Source organism: Paenibacillus daejeonensis DSM 15491 (genome assembly GCF_000378385.1).
GTDB classification, from domain to species: domain Bacteria; phylum Bacillota; class Bacilli; order Paenibacillales; family Paenibacillaceae; genus Paenibacillus_D; species Paenibacillus_D daejeonensis.
In genome coordinates, this window is the sequence record NZ_KB899663.1 from 380,261 (window position 1) to 396,785 (window position 16,525).

The window sequence follows — 16,525 nt, forward strand, 5'->3', positions numbered from 1 at the left end:
TCGATGAGTGGAGTGACCGTGAGGACTCTGCACTATTATGGAGAAATTGGGCTGTTGTGTCCCTCCATGCAAACTGAAGCAGGTCACCGACTATATTCACAAGACGATGTGAGTAGGCTCTATCAGATTCTCATGCTTAAACGATTGGGGCTGCCGCTTGAGAATATCCAAGACATACTGGACGACCCGGCGCACCGCTCGGAGGAGGTCTTGCAGATGCAGGCTGAGCGGCTGGAGCAGCAGATCCAGACGGCGACCCAGTTACTGAGCGAGATCAATCAGCTAGTAGAGCTGGTTCAAGGTGGGGAAGGCATGCAGGGCGAGGAAGTCCTGAAAGCGATGCAACTGATGAAGATGTTAGATAGTTCATACTTCAAGCCGCTTCATCCCGAATTATACAAACAGCGGTTACAGCAAGGGTACCACGTACTCACGCCTTCTGAGGAGGAGGCAGCAGATTTAATGGATGAATTTGAACAGGCCAGGAGACAGGGGATTCCCCCGGAGGAAGACACGGTACAAAAGCTTGCCCGGCGGTGGGTGGACGCGCTGCAAGCTCACGAGCCAGATCATCACGCGCTGACAGAAGCCGCGGAGCAGTACTACGCCGCCTATCCAGGAGAGGCGGCGCAATACGGTATGACCACAGAGCTCTATGCGTACATCCGTCAAAGTGTTAACCAATTGGAGCGGGATAAGTCATAGGCTAGCCCATCGCCTGCGTGCGATACTCAGAAGGGGTCATACCGGTAATTTTCTTAAACACCTGAGTGAAGTAACGTGGGTCCTGATAACCGACGAGCGGGGCCAACTGGTATACTTTGACCTCGGTATTGGCCAGGATGTAGCGGGCTTTCTCGATCCGGCACCGGGTCAGATACTCGAGGAAGGTCAGTCCCGAGACCTGCTTGAAGAGGGCGCAGAAATGACTGGTGCTGAGACCCACAAAGTCGGATACCTCGTCGATACCCAGATCATTGCGATAGTGGTTGTCGATGTAGCGCTGGGCTTTGGCTATCAACGAGGCGCCATCCTCTTGCTCGCTGGAGCCCAAGAGCAGCTCGGTCCAGTCGCGATAGGCTTCCTTCAGGGAGGTAATGGCGGCGTCCAGGGTGTCCGCCTCTTCCATGTGCAGCAGGAGTCCGTCGATTGGCAGCTCACTTGTCATCTGCAGCTGACTAAATTCCCGGTGGGAAATGATCGCGATCTCGGTCATGAAGCGCAGCAGCGCCTCACGGCTCATGCCACCGCTCTCCAGCTCCGTTTGCAGCTGGTCCAGCAGACCCAGTAGACGAAACAGGTCAAGGGCGCGGATGGCTTGCATCAGCTCATCCTCAATCCATCTCGGATAAGGCCAGCCTTCCAGTCCGTCTGGTGTCGGAGCGTGTCCTGCGCGGTCGGCAAATACAGTTTGCTGGCCGGCAAAAAAACGCTGATAAAGGGCATTCTGCGCGCTGCGGTAAGCGGTATTGAGCTGTTCCAGCCCGCGCACTTGCTTGCTGAAGCCGACCGAGCAGGACAGCTTGGCGTAAGTGGCGATATGGCTCACAATTTCTTGTCCAAGATGCTCCTTGCGCTGGTCTGCCTCGGCGGGAAAGAGCAGAATCCACTCGCCGCTGTGAAAGGGGAACATCGCCAGAGCTTCATTGTGAGTGGACCATTCCTCTAATATATTGCGAACGGCGAAGAACCACAGTCTTTTTTCATCGGACGTCCACTGCTTGTTCACGGAAGCAAACCGATCAAGTTGGACGATTGCCATCAAATAGGACTGCTCCAGCAGACTCATCTCCAACCACTTCAAATGCTGCAACGGTCTGGAGTTGCCCTCCGTCAGCTCCGCAAGCAGACGCTCGCGGGCGAGCAGCGACAACGCCTGTACGGAGTGCATCAACTGATCGCTCTCTTCGCGTGCCCGTCGATCTGCCTCCAGTTTGGCTACCGATTTGCGGATGATTCCAGTCAATTCATCGTGGTCGATGGGCTTCAGAAGATAGTCCGACGCCCCTTCGCGTATGGCCCGCCGCGCGTACTCGAAGTCGCCATAGCCACTAATAACGATAAAGATAAGCCGGGCATCGCAGCTGCGTACCTCGGACATGAGGGCGATGCCATCAATGGACGGCATACGGATATCGCTGATGATCATATCCGGCTTGCGCTCGTGGTACAACCGCAGCGCTTCCTCGCCGTTGCGGGCCTTGCCGACAATGCGGACGCCAAGCTCTTCCCACGGCACCGCGACTTCCAGAGATCGCAGAATGATCGGCTCGTCATCCACAAGCAAGGCGGTATAGGTGTGATTCATCTTGGCTCTCCCCCTGTATTGTTTCTTAGTTGCCAGTAGGCTGCCGCGGCGGCATCGAGCTGCTGCAGCGCCTCCTCCGGACTGATCTCGAGACTCATCAATTGATCATTAAGCGCAAGAAAGGCCCGTCTCACCTCAGGAGAGAGAACATTGTCGTAAGCAATGAAGGTCTGCGGGCTGCTCTCCATGAGGCGGTGCAACTGGGCGAACACGGGCCCAGTGCGCGCGGGATCAAAATCGATCGGCATGGATGGCAGCCGCAGCCCTTCGTAAACGATGCGTTGCTGCACTTCTTTGGTATACAGTCTGCGCATGAGCTCCAGCGCCAGTTCCTTGCGCGGACCGCTCAGCTCGGCCGACAGACCAATGCCGATGGAGTATCCCCCAGCCATGCTATGCGACTGGTCTGCCTCGAGCGTAGGGAAGGGCAGAACGCCGATATCTGCCGCTTGGACGACAGCCCCAGGGGCACTGAGCAGTGTAATGTCCCAGTTGCCGTTAAGATACATAGCTGCCTGACCGCTCGTGAACAGCTCAATGGCTTCTTCGGTCGAAACCCCGGAGGGCCGGGAATTAAAGGCACCGTCTTGCGCCCACTGTTGCAGCTTGGTTAGTGCAGCGAGGTAGGGTTCATTGGCAAAGGCAACCTCCGGTTTGCCTTCTGCCAAATCCAGAATGACTTGCGGGCCTGCCAATCGATCCATCAGATAATGGGTGTAGATCGCCCCAGGCCATTGCTCCTCATTGCCCAGCGCAAAAGGGAGAATGCCCTCTGCCAGCAAGGTGTCCATCACCGCATCCAGCTCGGTCAGGGTGGATGGCGGTGCCAGTCCCAGCCCGTCGAACAGCGCACGATTATAGAAGATCGGCTCGGCATGACCTTCAAAAGGCAAGCCATAAATACGGTCCTCTAGCGTCCACAAGCTAAGATCGCGGAAGACCAGCCCCTGCTCGGCAACAAAATCTGTCAGCTCCATTAGGCGCTGGCTTCTGGCATACGGCTCGAATTCCGCCCCACCAAATAATACGAACAGGTCGGGTGGTGTGCCGGTGACCATTTCACTCTTTAGCTTTTGTTCCCGATGAATCGTTTGATCGATGCCTTCGAAATTTACTTTAACATTGCCATGCTCCTGTTCGAACGAGCGAACCGCATCTTCAAAAATGGCCAGGATGGGGCGGTCATGCTCTTTGGTCCAAAAGTGCCGAAACGTCAGTGTGACCTTCTCTGGATCAGCAACCACGGGTTGCTCCGTGCCGTCCGAGAAGCTGTAGAGGATGACACTGACCAGTGTAAGAATATAGAGGGCGAACAGGGTTATTTTTTTTCTCGTGTTAGCTGCCATGGTCTTCCTCCTCACGGACTGATCTTCGGCACGCGGATCCGAATCGTCGACCCTTCGCCAGGAGAAGAGCAGACCATCATGCCATAGGGAGCGCCGAATCGAATCCGAACGCGTTCATGGACATTGCGGATGCCAACGCCACTATCCTTGTCCTTGGCATCCGACTGCTGATTACGTTGCCCCAGCTGCAGGAGCACTGAGCTGTCAAACCCAGGGCCGTTGTCTGTTACCTCAATCCAGATCTCATCCGGCCCCTCGTAGGCCCGTATATGGATGAAGCCTTGCTCTGTCATGGGTTCAATGGCATGGTAGAGGGCGTTTTCGACGAGCGGCTGTACGATCAGCTTTTGGGTCAAATAGTGCTCCAGATGCTCTGGCAGCTCCAGCTTATAGTCGAACTGGTCCTCGAAGCGGAATTTCTGGATGTTCAAATAATGCTTCACATGCTCAAACTCCGTGCAGAGTGGAATTAACTCCTTGTTCTCGCTAATACTGATTCGCAGCAGTCTGCCAAGGGAGATAACCATTCGGCTAATGTCCTTGTTGCCTTGCAGCACGGCCATGGAGTTAATGGATTCCAGCGAGTTGTAGATAAAATGCGGGTTAATCTGCGCGACCAGCGCCTGCAGTTCGGCCTCTTTTTTGAGCTGCTGCTCGGCTTCCACCTGGGCCAACAGATCACGTATCTGTCCGCTCATCCGATTGAAGCCATGAACGAGCAAGTCCGATTCGTCACTGGGCGCTCCTGCGCTACGGATCGGTTTGAAGCTGCGCTGCTCGACCCGGGCCATCCCGCTCACCGTGTCACTGATACTGCGCACGAGCCGGCGGACGAAGAAGCGGTCGAACATGAGGGCCGTGAGCAGGGAGAATGCTCCGAGTAATAGGGCCGTGTTGCGAATGGGAACGGATTCGGCCTGTAGGGCAGTCGTCGGTGTAATTGCAATCAGATACCACTGGGGATGATGAGAGGGCAGGTACGTGATGAGTGACCGTACGCCTTGATATTCATCGATGTAATAGCTTTTGGTACCATCCGCGGCATCTCGCAAGAAAGGGAAATCTACGGTCTCCCCGATATGGCCGCCAGACTTGTCGTACACGATGGCGCCGTCGCGGCTCACGAGCAAGACATCGCCTTGATCTAGCGTCGCTGTCTCCCAGAATACCTGGTCCAGCAGCTCCGGCTTGATCGTAAGCACGAGGGAGCCTATGTTTTCCAAGGAATAATAGTCTTTGATGACTCGCGCATGCACCAGTACAGGCCGCCCCACAGCCGCGGAACCGTTCTCTCCGGGTCCCGACCAGACGGGGCGGCCCGCCTCGCGATTCATTTCGTCATACCAGGGCTGCAGCGGGAACGGCAGCCGTTCGTCCTGAACATTGTAGCTGTACACCAGCTCATCCTTGGCATACAGCGCGTAGGATTGAATCATCGGATGATGGATGAACAAATTGTTAATCTCTTGGCGTCTGTCGTAATCAGGCGGTGCGTCGGGGGCCTTCAGCGTCTGCTGGATGACGGGCTGAGTCATGGCCGAGCTGGTAATTGTGGTCACCTCGCTTAGCGCGAACTTCAGCTTGCGGTCCGTCTCAAGAAGCGAGATCGAGTAGAAGTGACTGGACTTGGTCTCGATGACATCGGAGAACTTGAAGTACGAGATGGCCCCCATGACAATGACCGGAATGAATACAAGCAGGATATTGGCCAGCATGATATTATGCCGAAGTTTCAGAACCCTTCAACTCCTTCAAAGAAAGCGCTTCTTCTACTATTCCTCCAATAACGCTGCTTGTCAATACATTCCTGAATTGGTTTTGATCATCCTGGGATTAGCTTTTGACTGCTCCAGAGGTCAGGCCGGCGATGAACCAGCGGCTGAATCCGAGGAAGACGAGCAAGAGCGGCAGCGTCGCCATGAAGGTGGCGGACATGATCATGCCGTAGTCGAGTCCATCGCGGGTGGTGAAGAGCTGCTGCAGCGCGATCTGAATCGTGTAGTTGCTGCGGTCCTTCAAGATAACGAGCGGCCAGAAGAAATCATTCCAGATATTCATAAACGTGAAAATGCCGAGTGTCGCCAGTGCCGGTGTAATGATGGGAACGACAACGGTCGTAAAGATCCGCAGATGACCTGCGCCGTCGATCCGTCCCGCCTCCAATAGCTCGGCATGCACCGAGGTGGCGATATATTGCCGCATCCAGAAGATGCCGAAGGCATTGACCATCGCCGGTACGATGAGGGCCTTGAAGGTGTTGATCCACTCCAGTTTGGTCATGATGACGTAGGTCGGCAGAATGCTCAATTGCTGCGGTACGAAGAGCGTACAGAGCACGAAGAAGAACAGGAAGTGCTTGTACGGGAAGTCGTACTTGGCAAAGGCATAACCGGCCAGAGAGCAAAAGAACAGCACGGACAAGGTTACGGCCGTGGATACGAACAACGAGTTGCCCAAGGCTGTCCAGAAATCCATCATCCCTGTCGCACGGGTGAAGTTAGACATGAACTGATCACTGATGGTCACAGTCGGTGGCAGGGTCGAAGCCGCGCCCCGCGGGTTGGAGGCAATAACAAACATCCAGTAAAATGGAAAGACTGAGATAAAGGCGCCGATGCCTAAGAACAAGTAATACCCAATTTTACTGGGCAGGCCGGGCTGATCGCCGATATTTTTCATACTGCACCTCCACCCGTGTCACCGCTCATGCGCCGCGAAGCCCACATGTTAATTAATGAGAATACGATAGTAAAAATAAGCAAGAGTACGGCAGTGGCTGCGGCGGTACCGAAGAAACTGTTGCCGAAGGCTTCTGTATACAGGTAGACAACCATGGTCAGCCCTTCCTCACGGGTGGAGCTGGTGCCGCCCTGACCGAGGTACACAAAGGGCTCGGTGAACAACTGCAACGAACCGATTGTCGACATGAGCACAGTGAAGACGATGAACGGCTTCAGCAGCGGAAGGGTGATAGTGAGGAGCTGTTGGAAGCGGCTGGCACCGTCGATCCGGGCAGCTTCATACAGATCGGTAGGTATACTTTGAAGGCCTGAGAGGTAGATGATGGTGTTATAGCCGGTCCAGCGCCACATCACCATGGTCGCGATCGCGATCTTGACCCCCCACCAGTCGGAGCCCCAAGCCAGCGGATCGATCCCCAGCAGGCCAAGCAGCCAGTTGGCCATCCCGCCGTTGCTGAAGAAGGCGCTGAAGACGAGCGTAACGGCAACGATCGACGTAATGTTGGGCATAAAATAAAGCACGCGGAACGTCTTCTTGAACTTGGTAATCGACGAGTTCAAGAAGACGGCGAGTAGCAGCGCAAGAATCAATTGCGGAATCGTACCCATAGCGCTGATAAGCAACGTATTGGTAAAGGAGGTCCAGAACAGCGGATCCTCGGTAACAAAACGATAGTTCTGCAAACCGACGAAGGTCATCGGTCCAAGGGCGTCCCACTTGTAGAAGGACAGATATAATGTGAATACGATGGGATATAGACCGAAAATCGCAAACAGCAAAAAGAACGGCGAGATGAATAAATAGGCCATCAGACTGCTGCGTTTGCGTTCGGTGAGCCACCCCTGCTTGCGGACCATGGTCTCGCGGGCGGGGGCTGTCGGTTGGGACTGGGGCATGAGGCACCTCCATACGATTTCAATGCGGCGAGTCCGCAGGAGAAACTCCCGCGAACTCGCGCTTGTGTTGCTATACAGTGGACAAAGAAATTAGAGCTAGCTGCGGGCGACAAGGCGTTCGATTTTCTCGATCGCTTTTTGCCATTCTTCCTCAGGATCGGCATTTTGCTCTTGGACATTCTGCAGCGCTTCCTTGATCATGGCATCCGTTTGGTCATGCAACGGACCGTAGTAAACGGGTTGTACACGACCGGCTGCAACAGCGAACGCGGCTGCGGAGGCCTGCCCGCCCAGGAATTCGTCCGTGAACTCGGTGAAGGTCGGGTCTTCGAACAGGGCCGGAGTGGATGGCATCAAGCCTTTCTCCTCAAAGGACTTCAACTGGCTATCCTGGTTCAACATCCAGCTTATGAAAGCGAACGCTTCCTCCGGATGCTTGCCTTCCTTCGGCAGCGACAGGAACGATCCGCCCCACGTGCCAGCACCTTCAGGCAGCTGGGCGATCCGCCATTGGCCTGCGGAGTCCGGTCCGTTACTCTTGATATTGCCTAACATCCAAGCAGGTCCTGGAAGGACGGCGAAGCCTCCGTCATTGATGGCCTGTGTCCAGTCCGGCTGCCACAGTTGGTTCGGAGCAACCCAACCTTCCTGAATGCCTTTAACCGTAAAGTCGTAGGCTTTTCTTACCTGCGGGTTTTCAGCTCCGATGAAAGAACCATCATTTTTGTCAAAATAGATCTGGCCGTCCGACTGATCGCGAAGCGCGTTGTAGATCAGGTCACGCGAGTCGACGAACGGTTTGCCTGTTTTGTTTTTGAAGTCTTTGGCGACAACAGCGAATTTGTCCCAGGAGTCAATAGCCGTAGTAAAGGCGTCCGGTTCGGTCGGAAGGCCTGCTTCTTCGGCCAGGTCAACACGGTAGTAAGCGACTGTAGGTGCAATGTCTGTCGGCAGACCGATCTGGAATGCGCCATCGGTTGAGGTGGCTTGCTGCCATTTCCACTCCAGGTACATATCCTTCAGGTCAGCGGCACCAAGATCGTTAAGATTGTGGAATTTGTCCTGGGCGTTAATGAACCTCTCCATGAAGCCAATCTCCAGTTGGAAGATGTCTGGTGCGCCGGAATTGGCAGAGAGGGCAGTAGTCAGATTGTTATGGTGAGCCGTTTGGTCACCGGTGTTCTGAATCGAAATTTTGACATTCGGATGCTCAGCCATATATTCCTTGGCCAGCTCTTCGTAATTGACGTTGCCCAGCGTCCAGAAGGACAGCTCAATCGTTTCTTCACTGCCGGCAGCAGGCGGATCGTTCTGTGTTGTCGGTTCGTTGGCGCCGCCTTCGGTAGGCGTCGTGCCGGTCTCTGGGGTGTTGTTGCCGCTGCTGCAGGCGACGAGGACAAAGATTAGCATCGCGCAGAGCGCGAGCAGCAGCCATGGTTTGGACATGCGGTTGGACATTGTGATAAGACCCCTTTCAATTCGGTAAATGGTTACATCTCCCACTATAAGAGAACAAAGGGAAAATGAAGAGGCGGCATATGGCCGATTTGAGGTTGAAATTATTATGATGTCACTCGGATTATTTACATACATACAGTATGTATGTTAAAATCAGTGCATAGCTTGATAATCTAATTTGGAGGCGATCAAGATGTTGCAGGTGAACAGCTTTTATCCCGTGCTGATGACGGACAAAGTGGCGGAGACGGCAGACTTTTACAAGCGGTACTTTGGATTTGAAACGACGTTCGAGGCGGATTGGTATGTCAGTTTAAGTCTGAAGGGGGCTTCAGCTTCCTATGAGCTAGCTATATTGGATGGCAGCCATCCAACAGTTCCGCGGGCATTTCAGGGGACAGTGGGTGGACTGCTGTTGAATTTCGAAGTGGATGATGCAGAACAGGAATATAACCGTTTGATTCGTGATGCGGGTCTGCCATTACACCTAGAGCTGCGGGATGAAGCGTTTGGACAACGCCACTTTATTACCAGTGATCCGAGCGGAGTCCTGATCGATATGATTCAGGTTATCCCACCAAGTGAGGAATTCCTGGCGCAATATGCCGGGGCAGAGGCTGCGGAATCGCAATGAGGCGAACCAAGGAGGATGCATCGGAGACGAACCGACAGTTGTTAGACCTTGGCAGGACGTATTTTGGAGAAAAAGGATATGCGGATGCTTCAATGGAGGAACTGGTCAAAGAAGCAGGCTTGACTCGTGGCGCGTTGTATCATCACTTCGGTAGCAAACAAGGACTATTCGAAGCGGTGCTGGCATCGGTACAGCAGACGATCGGTGAGCGGGTGGCAAGGGAAGCGGAGGCTGGCACTGATCCGTGGGATGAGCTGATGCGCGGGTGCCGCGCCTTCATGACGGCAGCCGTAGAGCCGGTTCATCGGCGGATTCTGCTAATCGACGGACCGGCAGTCCTCGGCTGGGAGGTCTGGCGGCGCATGGACGAAGAGCATGCGATGCGCCATTTGAAGGAGCAACTGCAGCAGATGCAGGAGGCGGGATGGCTGCTTCCCATACCCGTGGAGGCGATGGCGCATCTGCTCTCCGGGGCGATGAACGAAGCGGTGCTGTGGCTGGCCGCACTGCCGGAGTATGAACAGGAGCTGGAACAGACGATGGTGGCGCTCGAGCAGTTAATGTCGGGTATCAGGGTCCGCTAGGAATAGCTAAGAACAGCGATACAGAAAAGCCCGCTCCATTCTCATCCCGGAGCGGGCTGTTTCGTCCATGTGTCCGCCAACGGTCGGCTGTAGCGCACTTTTGTTCCTCTATTTTCCTGGGAACCCATTACTGGTCAGCTGTAGCGCACATTTGTTCCTCTATTTGCCTGGGAACCCGCTGGTGGTCAGCAGTAGCGCACTTTTGTTCCTTTATTTGATCGGCAACCCGTCGGTTGTCAGCTGTAGCGCACCTTAGTTCCTCTATTTGCTCGGCATCCCAATGGTTATCAGCTGTAGCACACCTTTGTTCCTTTATTTGCTCGGCATCCCAATGGTTGTCAGCTGTAGCACACCTTTGTTCCTTTATTTGCTCGGCAGTCCGCTGGTTGTCAGCTGCAGCACTCCATAGCGACCGTCAGAGGACGGCGTTAGCCGTTGGTCACCTTGTTCGCCGCTTACTATGCCTCTTATTCGCCGTCAACCCCAGTATAGATGCGGATCGCATCGCGCAGGAAGACGGCGGTACCTGGCTGGTCCTTGTCATAATGGGCGGTGAAACGTTCGTCATCGACATACATCTGAGCCAGGCCGGCATGAGCTTCCTTGTTGTACTTTCCCCAGTAGAAGCTCAGCCACTGCCGGTGCAAATCGGCGGCTTGCTGTGCCAGCTCAGAGGCAGGGTCCCCAGTTGCAACAGCCCGGGCCAACACATCATACAACTCAGCGGTTAGCTGTTCATGGGCTTGATGCTGCTCAGGAGTAGAGCTCATGATTGCCTGGTTTGCGTGATCTACTTGCTCATCTCCGTATTTTGCTCGAATTTCTTTGCCATAGGCCTGCTCGTTTTCAGCAATCAATTCTTTTTTGAATCCTTCAAATTTTTGACGGTCATTCATCGTTATCATCCCTTCTTGGTCAGCTATGGTCTGCTCCACTGTGCGGATGAGAAGGTCCAGCTGCTTCCTTTTCTCCAACAATTGATGATGATGGGCTTGCAGGGCCTGACGACTATTGAAGGAGGGGGAGGTGACAATAGCCTTGATCTCATCCAGTGGAACCCCCAACTCGCGGTAAAATAAAATTTGCTGCAAAAGATCGACCTCAGCTTGGCCGTAGATCCGGTAGCCCGAGGAGTTGATACGCAGCGGCTTTAACAAATCGATTTCGTCGTAATAACGCAGGGTCCGTGTACTGATCCCTGCCAGCCGCCCCAGCTTTTGAACGGTATATTCCATGCGGCTCGCCTCCTTGTCTGCTGTGCACAGCAGCTTATTTCCGGCTGCAGATTCATTCTACAGGTTTACGTTGCGTCAATGTCAAGCCGTGAAATTCTGCAATGTAAATGAAAATGCATTGACTTTCATGGTTACAGTCTGTAGAGTTTGGGTAATTGCAAATTGGGAGAACAGATGCAATAGAAAATACTCCCAAGTCGTTACATAGAGGAGGAGCAGGGTCATGGAAGAAGAAAACAAAATTGTCATGCCACTATTGGGTGCACTGGTTGCCGCGATTGTGGGGGGAGCCTTGTGGGCTGCGGTAGTGGTTCTGACAGAGTATGAATTGGGATTGATTGCTTGGGCAATCGGCGGTATGACGGGCTTTGCCGTTGGATTCCTATCTGACCGACGGGCAACGCAAATCCATCAAATCATTGCGGTAATCGCAAGCTTGCTGGGTATTTTATTGGGCAAATTCTTTGCCTTCAGCTATATTATTAATGACGGACTGACAGATTTTTTTCATTCCTTCGTCATCCAGCTGTTTATGGAGGTCTTTCCCGAACTGTTCAGCATGTTCGATATCCTCTTCGTACTGTTTGCTGTCGTAACCGCGTGGCGCTTGCCAGCAGCGATGTCGGCCAAGCCGCAGCAGCCTGATCAACAGCAACCCACTGCTCCGGCAGAGCCTAATAATTAACCATATCGCCCCTCTCTGACCTAGCTGAGCGCAAGCCCAGCCGCCGCAGAGAGGGTCGTTTACAATACCTTCTAACTCATTGTCCATCCCACTCCGTTGCTCACCAAATACTCGCCAATTCTCACCAATGCCATAATAAATCCTTCGTTCATGCTACCTCTCCTCGACAATTGCTCGCTAACGAAACGTGATATCGCTACTCCACACTAATAGCCGCCATTGCAAAGCTAACGAAACCACACATTCTTATTTTTCCCAAAAGCGTGGTTTTTGATGGTTTGGGAGCAAATAAGGTGATGTAGTTTCTTTAGAATTCAAAATCGCCGTTTTTTGGCTAAATAAGACGCTGTAGTTTCCTTAGAAGAAGTAGCTTTTGAAGCGTCACAACCGGTGTAGGTGAAGAGGGACAATACGAACGGATTAGCATGAGAGCGAATGAGGCGACACTCAAACAGCACAAAAAAAGCGATGCAGAAAACACCTGCACCGCTTTTTTAATATAGCCTAAGGCCATTGAAAAATGACCGTAGGTATTTTTTTCAACGGCCTATTCCGACGGAACTGGCAGCCCGAGTCCCTCGGCGACCAGGCAGCCGTATTCGGGATCTGCTTTGTAGAAATGTCCAATCTGGCGCAGCTTGATCTCGTCGTGCTCGACAGGTGCCATCGCGCCGACAATGTTGCGCACCAGGCGCTGCCGCTCCTCTGTGCTCATCAGTCGGTACAGATCCCCAGCCTGCGTGTAGTGATCATCAGCATCGTAAGCGACACTATCGGCAACACCACTTACCGCAAAGGCAGAGGTGCGGTCGGCTGGCGACTCCTGTGGTCCGCCAAAGCTGTTGGGCTCGTAGTAGACCGAACCGCCGCCATTGCCATCCGAGCGCATCTGGCCGTCCCGCTGATAATGATTCACCGGGCTTTGCGGACGGTTGATCGGCAAGGTGTTGTGATTGGCACCTACCCGATAGCGATGGGCATCCGAGTAAGCGAACAGACGCCCTTGCAGCATTTTGTCAGGCGAAGCCTCGATCCCCGGAACGAACGAGCCTGGCGAGAATGTCGCTTGCTCGACTTCTGCAAAGTAGTTCTCGGGATTGCGATTCAATACCATCCGGCCAACCTCAATGAGGGGGTAATCCTTTTGCGACCAAACCTTGGTCACATCGAATGGATCGAACCGGTACGTATCCGCATCGGCCTCTGGCATAATCTGCACATAGAGCTTCCAGGCCGGGAAGTCCCCCGTATCAATTGCCTTGAACAGATCCTCAATGTGATAATCGGGCTGCTCGCCAGCCAGCTTGGCGGCCAGATCGACATCCAGGTTGCGTACGCCCTGCTCCGTCTTGAAGTGATATTTGACCCAGACAATTTGCCCTTGTGCGTTAACCCACTTGAACGTATGGCTGCCAAAACCGTGCATGTGGCGCAGCGTCGCGGGAATGCCGCGGTCAGACATCAGGATGGTCACCTGGTGTAGTGACTCGGGAGAGAGCGACCAGAAATCCCACACGGCATTTGGGTTTTTCAGATGAGTCTGGGGATGGCGCTTCTGGGTATGGATAAAGTCCGGGAATTTAATAGCGTCGCGGATGAAGAAGACAGGTGTGTTGTTGCCAACCAGATCGTAGTTACCCTCATCTGTATAAAACTTAACTGCAAAACCGCGTGGATCACGCACGGTGTCTGCCGAGCCGAGCTCGCCCGCCACGGTGGAAAACCGGATGAACATGGGGGTGCGCTTGCCGACTTCGGAGAGAAAATCAGCTTTGGTGTAGTGCTTCAGGTCTTGCGTGACTTCAAAGTAGCCATGCGCGCCTGCTCCCTTGGCATGAACGACACGCTCAGGCACACGCTCTCGGTTGAAATGAGCCAGCTTCTCCAGCAGGTGCACATCCTGAATCAGCGTCGGTCCGCGTCGACCGGCGGTCATGGAATGCTGGTTATCGCCAACCGGGGCGCCCCAGCTTGTTGTCAATTTGTTCGTGTTGGTCATCGTTTTTTCCACCTCGTTATCGTGTTGTTTGTCTATATCAACTATAATTTAATCTCAATTGAAAATCAATACTAAATTATAATTATTATAATCTGGATAAAAGAAAAAGAACCAAGAGGAAGAAAAACCAGCACGCACAAAAAAAACGCACCGTCATCCAGGATGACGGTGCGGGGCAACTGTATGAAGATTGTGTTATTGGAATGCTGTGAACGGAACCGGGAATTCAGGAATTCCCTCCGCATAGGCTGTGTATTCGTAAACGCCGAAGTAGACAACGACCGCATCATGCTTCAGGAAGAAGTCTTGCTCAGCGGTGTCGATCGACTCGAACGGCTCCATGAAATTGTAGGCACCGGCATCGAGCTGACGCTGAATGGAATCGTTAATGATATCGACGTAGTTGGCATTGCCTTCAGCTGCTTCCTGGAGGGAGAGCTGTTCGCCTGTTGCCAGGTCGAAGGTGTAGCCAACCCGGTCGGTAATCCCGTGTGCACCACCAGTATAGATATAGTAGTCCACATAGAGGCTCAGCTTATCTTGTTCGTTATAAGTAACGAGGAATGTGCCATCAAAGCTGGCCGGCGGGATTGTCAGGTCGGGATTGGAAGCTTCAGCGTCGGCATTATCGGCTTCGGCCTGTGCGATTTCCTCTGCACCAGATGCTGCGCGCTGTTCCGCTTCTTCCTTCAGGAAGGCGTTAATGCGATCTTGGGCCTCTTGGTTGGCATAGCCTGCAATCTGTGGATAATGCACCAGCAAGTGCGGCTCATCCTCGGCAGATTCGATCTTGGCGGTCTCAATCGTCAGATCGTTCTCGGCAATCTTGGTAATGCCTACCGTGCGGGACGCTGCATCATAAGCGATGCCATAGCCCATCCGCTCCAGCAGGAATCGAACAGGTATATAGGTCGTACCATCCTGAATGATGGAGGAATTACCATAGATTCGTTGCCCATTGAGCGTATATTCGGTCAGATTGGTATCTGTAAAGTTAACCGTCATCGTCCGGTTGTTGCCGTCTACAGTAGCTTCACGTGCAGTCGGGCTCCAGTTGGTGGTCAGGCCAAGCTCAGTATTAAGCGAACGAAGACCGATATAAGTCGAGCCATCCACATTGATCGTAGGCAGCTCTACTTGAGTTCCGTCAATGGAATACGTCTGCGTCTGGACTTGATATTGTGTTTGTTGAGCGGCGGCTTGAGGAACCGGCGCAGCGACTACAGGAACGGAGAGTGCAATGGCTGCGGCCAAGGCAATCACCGGGGTCTTTTTGTTACGTTTAGTTACAGGTTTAAGTTTCTTCATCGTTCGAATCATCCTTTCATTGTTGTTCTCACTTGAAGCAGTGTCACTCAAACGTGTAGATGTTCTTCCAGCTAGAGCCTCCGTCATCGGAGGTATAAAGAGCGGAAGCTTCCTCATGGTCGGTCGTCACCAACCAGATATGCTCTTCATCCAGTGCGGCCAGCAACTGCGGGCCATAACCGGGCCAAGCGGCTTCCAATTCACTCCAAGTGGCGCCGCCGTCGGTTGTCTTGCCCAGTGTATTGGCGTCCTCGCAGGCCATGCATTGCCCGCCCATGAACGCAATCTCCGGGTTAACTACATACAAGGCGCCAGGCGACGTGCCAGCTCCTCTCGGAACACCGGTCTCTTCCTGTATCGCAAATCCTGGGGCAGGCCCTGAGCCAGCTCCATCATGAGCGAGTACAGGTATCCACTTGCCATCGCTGCCAAGATGGAAGAGTGAGTAAGAGGTTTGCGACATACCACTGTCACCAATCATCTGAACCCAAGCGTCATCTTGCCCGGTTGAACGGATGACAGCTCCATGGACCGGAGCATCGGTATCGCGGGAATATACCACATGCCAGGTTTGGCCTCCATCCGTCGTGCGGACGAAATCGAAGCTGCCTTCATGCGCGGTGGTTACAGCCCAGCCATGATCCTTATCATGAAAATAAGGGGGAAAGGCAACGGATTGCGGCACATTGATTCTGGTCCACGTCTTGCCACCATCCAAGGTATGGGCATTCTCGCTGAAGCCCTCCTTGGCAGAAGTAAAGTGGAAGAATCCGCTGTGCGGCAAGGTGCCAGTCTCCGACCAGTTGTCCCCGCCATCCTTCGTGTGCATCAGCTTGAGCGGCTGATTATCACCCGTACGCAGTGATGCCCAGGCAACCTTGTCGTTCAAGGCAAAGATTTGATCGACTGTGAACCCGTGCTCCAGCTGCGTGGTCCAGGTGGCTCCGCCATCACTCGTCCGAGCGATCCATCCTTCACCGCCAATCCAAGCGGTTTGATCATCGGCCAGCCGCAAAGCTGTTACGGTGCCGCTGATCCGCTCAGTAATCGGCGCCTCCGGCGGATTGGTCACTTCCTCGTCTACAGCTTCGCCAGAGGGCTGTTCCTCGCTGTCTGATCCTTGCCCGATAGCCGGAGGATCTGACGAACTCCCGGCGGCACTGGTATAGTCGGCACCGGGGCCGCTGTTAGTGCATCCCGCCGCCACTAAGGCCACCAGAATCAGTAGCAGCATCGAGGTCCAGATGGATTGATGCTTGCGCATATACAACACTTCCTCTCACTAGATAAGACGATGCTCGGACGAATTGGGTTGAGTTCCGAAGGACAG

14 protein-coding genes are annotated in these 16,525 nt (G+C 53.7%); 4 read left to right on the forward strand and 10 right to left on the reverse strand.

The window, feature by feature from the left end; translation table 11 throughout:
• Positions 1–3: 3 nt before the first annotated feature.
• Positions 4–705 carry a MerR family transcriptional regulator gene (locus F556_RS0116755; RefSeq protein ID WP_245583083.1) on the forward strand — a complete coding sequence of 234 codons (702 nt, stop codon included), beginning with the start codon at positions 4–6 and terminating at the stop codon, positions 703–705.
• Position 706: 1 nt separating this feature from the next.
• Here the strand turns inward: F556_RS0116755 and F556_RS0116760 are convergent, their stop codons facing one another.
• The 6 genes from F556_RS0116760 to F556_RS0116785 all read right to left on the reverse strand — a co-directional run bounded on the left by F556_RS0116760 (position 707) and on the right by F556_RS0116785 (position 8,738).
• Positions 707–2,308, reverse strand: coding sequence for a response regulator (locus F556_RS0116760; RefSeq protein WP_020618137.1), 1,602 nt, complete (start codon positions 2,306–2,308; stop codon positions 707–709).
• Positions 2,305–3,654, reverse strand: coding sequence for an ABC transporter substrate-binding protein (locus F556_RS0116765; protein WP_020618138.1), 1,350 nt, complete (start codon positions 3,652–3,654; stop codon positions 2,305–2,307). Before F556_RS0116765 ends, F556_RS0116760 begins: the two co-directional genes overlap by 4 nt.
• Positions 3,655–3,665: 11 nt before the next feature.
• A complete protein-coding gene (locus tag F556_RS0116770; RefSeq protein ID WP_020618139.1) occupies positions 3,666–5,369 on the reverse strand; it encodes a sensor histidine kinase in 1,704 nt (567 codons plus the stop codon).
• Between the two features lie 118 nt (positions 5,370–5,487).
• Positions 5,488–6,333, reverse strand: coding sequence for a carbohydrate ABC transporter permease (locus F556_RS0116775; protein WP_020618140.1), 846 nt, complete (start codon positions 6,331–6,333; stop codon positions 5,488–5,490).
• Positions 6,330–7,292 (reverse strand): carbohydrate ABC transporter permease, encoded by a 963-nt coding sequence (locus F556_RS0116780; RefSeq protein WP_020618141.1) that lies wholly within the window; start codon positions 7,290–7,292, stop codon positions 6,330–6,332. The genes F556_RS0116775 and F556_RS0116780 overlap by 4 nt, the downstream gene beginning before the upstream one ends.
• A 96-nt stretch (positions 7,293–7,388) precedes the next feature.
• Entirely contained in the window at positions 7,389–8,738 is a 1,350-nt protein-coding gene (locus tag F556_RS0116785; RefSeq protein WP_026297348.1) for an ABC transporter substrate-binding protein, read from the reverse strand.
• A 205-nt stretch (positions 8,739–8,943) separates the two neighbouring features.
• Here F556_RS0116785 and F556_RS0116790 point away from each other — a divergent pair, with 205 nt between their 5' ends.
• Positions 8,944–9,384: a VOC family protein gene (locus F556_RS0116790; RefSeq protein WP_020618143.1), complete on the forward strand. Its 441-nt coding sequence runs from the start codon at positions 8,944–8,946 to the stop codon at positions 9,382–9,384.
• Positions 9,381–9,968, forward strand: coding sequence for a TetR/AcrR family transcriptional regulator (locus F556_RS0116795; protein WP_020618144.1), 588 nt, complete (start codon positions 9,381–9,383; stop codon positions 9,966–9,968). The genes F556_RS0116790 and F556_RS0116795 overlap by 4 nt, the downstream gene beginning before the upstream one ends.
• Positions 9,969–10,435: 467 nt before the next feature.
• Here the strand turns inward: F556_RS0116795 and F556_RS0116800 are convergent, their stop codons facing one another.
• Positions 10,436–11,203 (reverse strand): MerR family transcriptional regulator, encoded by a 768-nt coding sequence (locus F556_RS0116800; protein WP_020618145.1) that lies wholly within the window; start codon positions 11,201–11,203, stop codon positions 10,436–10,438.
• Between the two features lie 223 nt (positions 11,204–11,426).
• Here F556_RS0116800 and F556_RS0116805 point away from each other — a divergent pair, with 223 nt between their 5' ends.
• A complete protein-coding gene (locus F556_RS0116805; RefSeq protein ID WP_020618146.1) occupies positions 11,427–11,888 on the forward strand; it encodes a hypothetical protein in 462 nt (153 codons plus the stop codon).
• Positions 11,889–12,435: 547 nt separating this feature from the next.
• Here F556_RS0116805 and katA read toward each other — a convergent pair.
• The 3 genes from katA to F556_RS0116825 all read right to left on the reverse strand — a co-directional run bounded on the left by katA (position 12,436) and on the right by F556_RS0116825 (position 16,459).
• Positions 12,436–13,887 (reverse strand): catalase KatA, encoded by a 1,452-nt coding sequence (gene katA / locus F556_RS0116815; protein WP_020618147.1) that lies wholly within the window; start codon positions 13,885–13,887, stop codon positions 12,436–12,438.
• 195 nt (positions 13,888–14,082) lie between these two features.
• Complete coding sequence (locus F556_RS34320; RefSeq protein WP_020618148.1) at positions 14,083–15,195, reverse strand: PdaC/SigV domain-containing protein; 1,113 nt, start codon at positions 15,193–15,195, stop codon at positions 14,083–14,085.
• A gap of 43 nt (positions 15,196–15,238) precedes the next feature.
• Positions 15,239–16,459: a WD40/YVTN/BNR-like repeat-containing protein gene (locus F556_RS0116825; RefSeq protein WP_020618149.1), complete on the reverse strand. Its 1,221-nt coding sequence runs from the start codon at positions 16,457–16,459 to the stop codon at positions 15,239–15,241.
• Between the last annotated feature and the right edge of the window lie 66 nt (positions 16,460–16,525).

What these genes read in the sequence shown, in the direction of transcription:
- F556_RS0116755 (WP_245583083.1), top strand. Translation starts at nt 4, where the DNA reads ATGAGTGGAGTGACCGTGAGGACTCTGCACTATTATGGAGAAATTGGG.
- F556_RS0116760 (WP_020618137.1), bottom strand. Translation starts at nt 2,308, where the DNA reads ATGAATCACACCTATACCGCCTTGCTTGTGGATGACGAGCCGATCATT.
- F556_RS0116765 (WP_020618138.1), bottom strand. Translation starts at nt 3,654, where the DNA reads ATGGCAGCTAACACGAGAAAAAAAATAACCCTGTTCGCCCTCTATATT.
- F556_RS0116770 (WP_020618139.1), bottom strand. Translation starts at nt 5,369, where the DNA reads ATGCTGGCCAATATCCTGCTTGTATTCATTCCGGTCATTGTCATGGGG.
- F556_RS0116775 (WP_020618140.1), bottom strand. Translation starts at nt 6,333, where the DNA reads ATGAAAAATATCGGCGATCAGCCCGGCCTGCCCAGTAAAATTGGGTAT.
- F556_RS0116780 (WP_020618141.1), bottom strand. Translation starts at nt 7,292, where the DNA reads ATGCCCCAGTCCCAACCGACAGCCCCCGCCCGCGAGACCATGGTCCGC.
- F556_RS0116785 (WP_026297348.1), bottom strand. Translation starts at nt 8,738, where the DNA reads ATGTCCAAACCATGGCTGCTGCTCGCGCTCTGCGCGATGCTAATCTTT.
- F556_RS0116790 (WP_020618143.1), top strand. Translation starts at nt 8,944, where the DNA reads ATGTTGCAGGTGAACAGCTTTTATCCCGTGCTGATGACGGACAAAGTG.
- F556_RS0116795 (WP_020618144.1), top strand. Translation starts at nt 9,381, where the DNA reads ATGAGGCGAACCAAGGAGGATGCATCGGAGACGAACCGACAGTTGTTA.
- F556_RS0116800 (WP_020618145.1), bottom strand. Translation starts at nt 11,203, where the DNA reads ATGGAATATACCGTTCAAAAGCTGGGGCGGCTGGCAGGGATCAGTACA.
- F556_RS0116805 (WP_020618146.1), top strand. Translation starts at nt 11,427, where the DNA reads ATGGAAGAAGAAAACAAAATTGTCATGCCACTATTGGGTGCACTGGTT.
- katA (WP_020618147.1), bottom strand. Translation starts at nt 13,887, where the DNA reads ATGACCAACACGAACAAATTGACAACAAGCTGGGGCGCCCCGGTTGGC.
- F556_RS34320 (WP_020618148.1), bottom strand. Translation starts at nt 15,195, where the DNA reads ATGAAGAAACTTAAACCTGTAACTAAACGTAACAAAAAGACCCCGGTG.
- F556_RS0116825 (WP_020618149.1), bottom strand. Translation starts at nt 16,459, where the DNA reads ATGCGCAAGCATCAATCCATCTGGACCTCGATGCTGCTACTGATTCTG.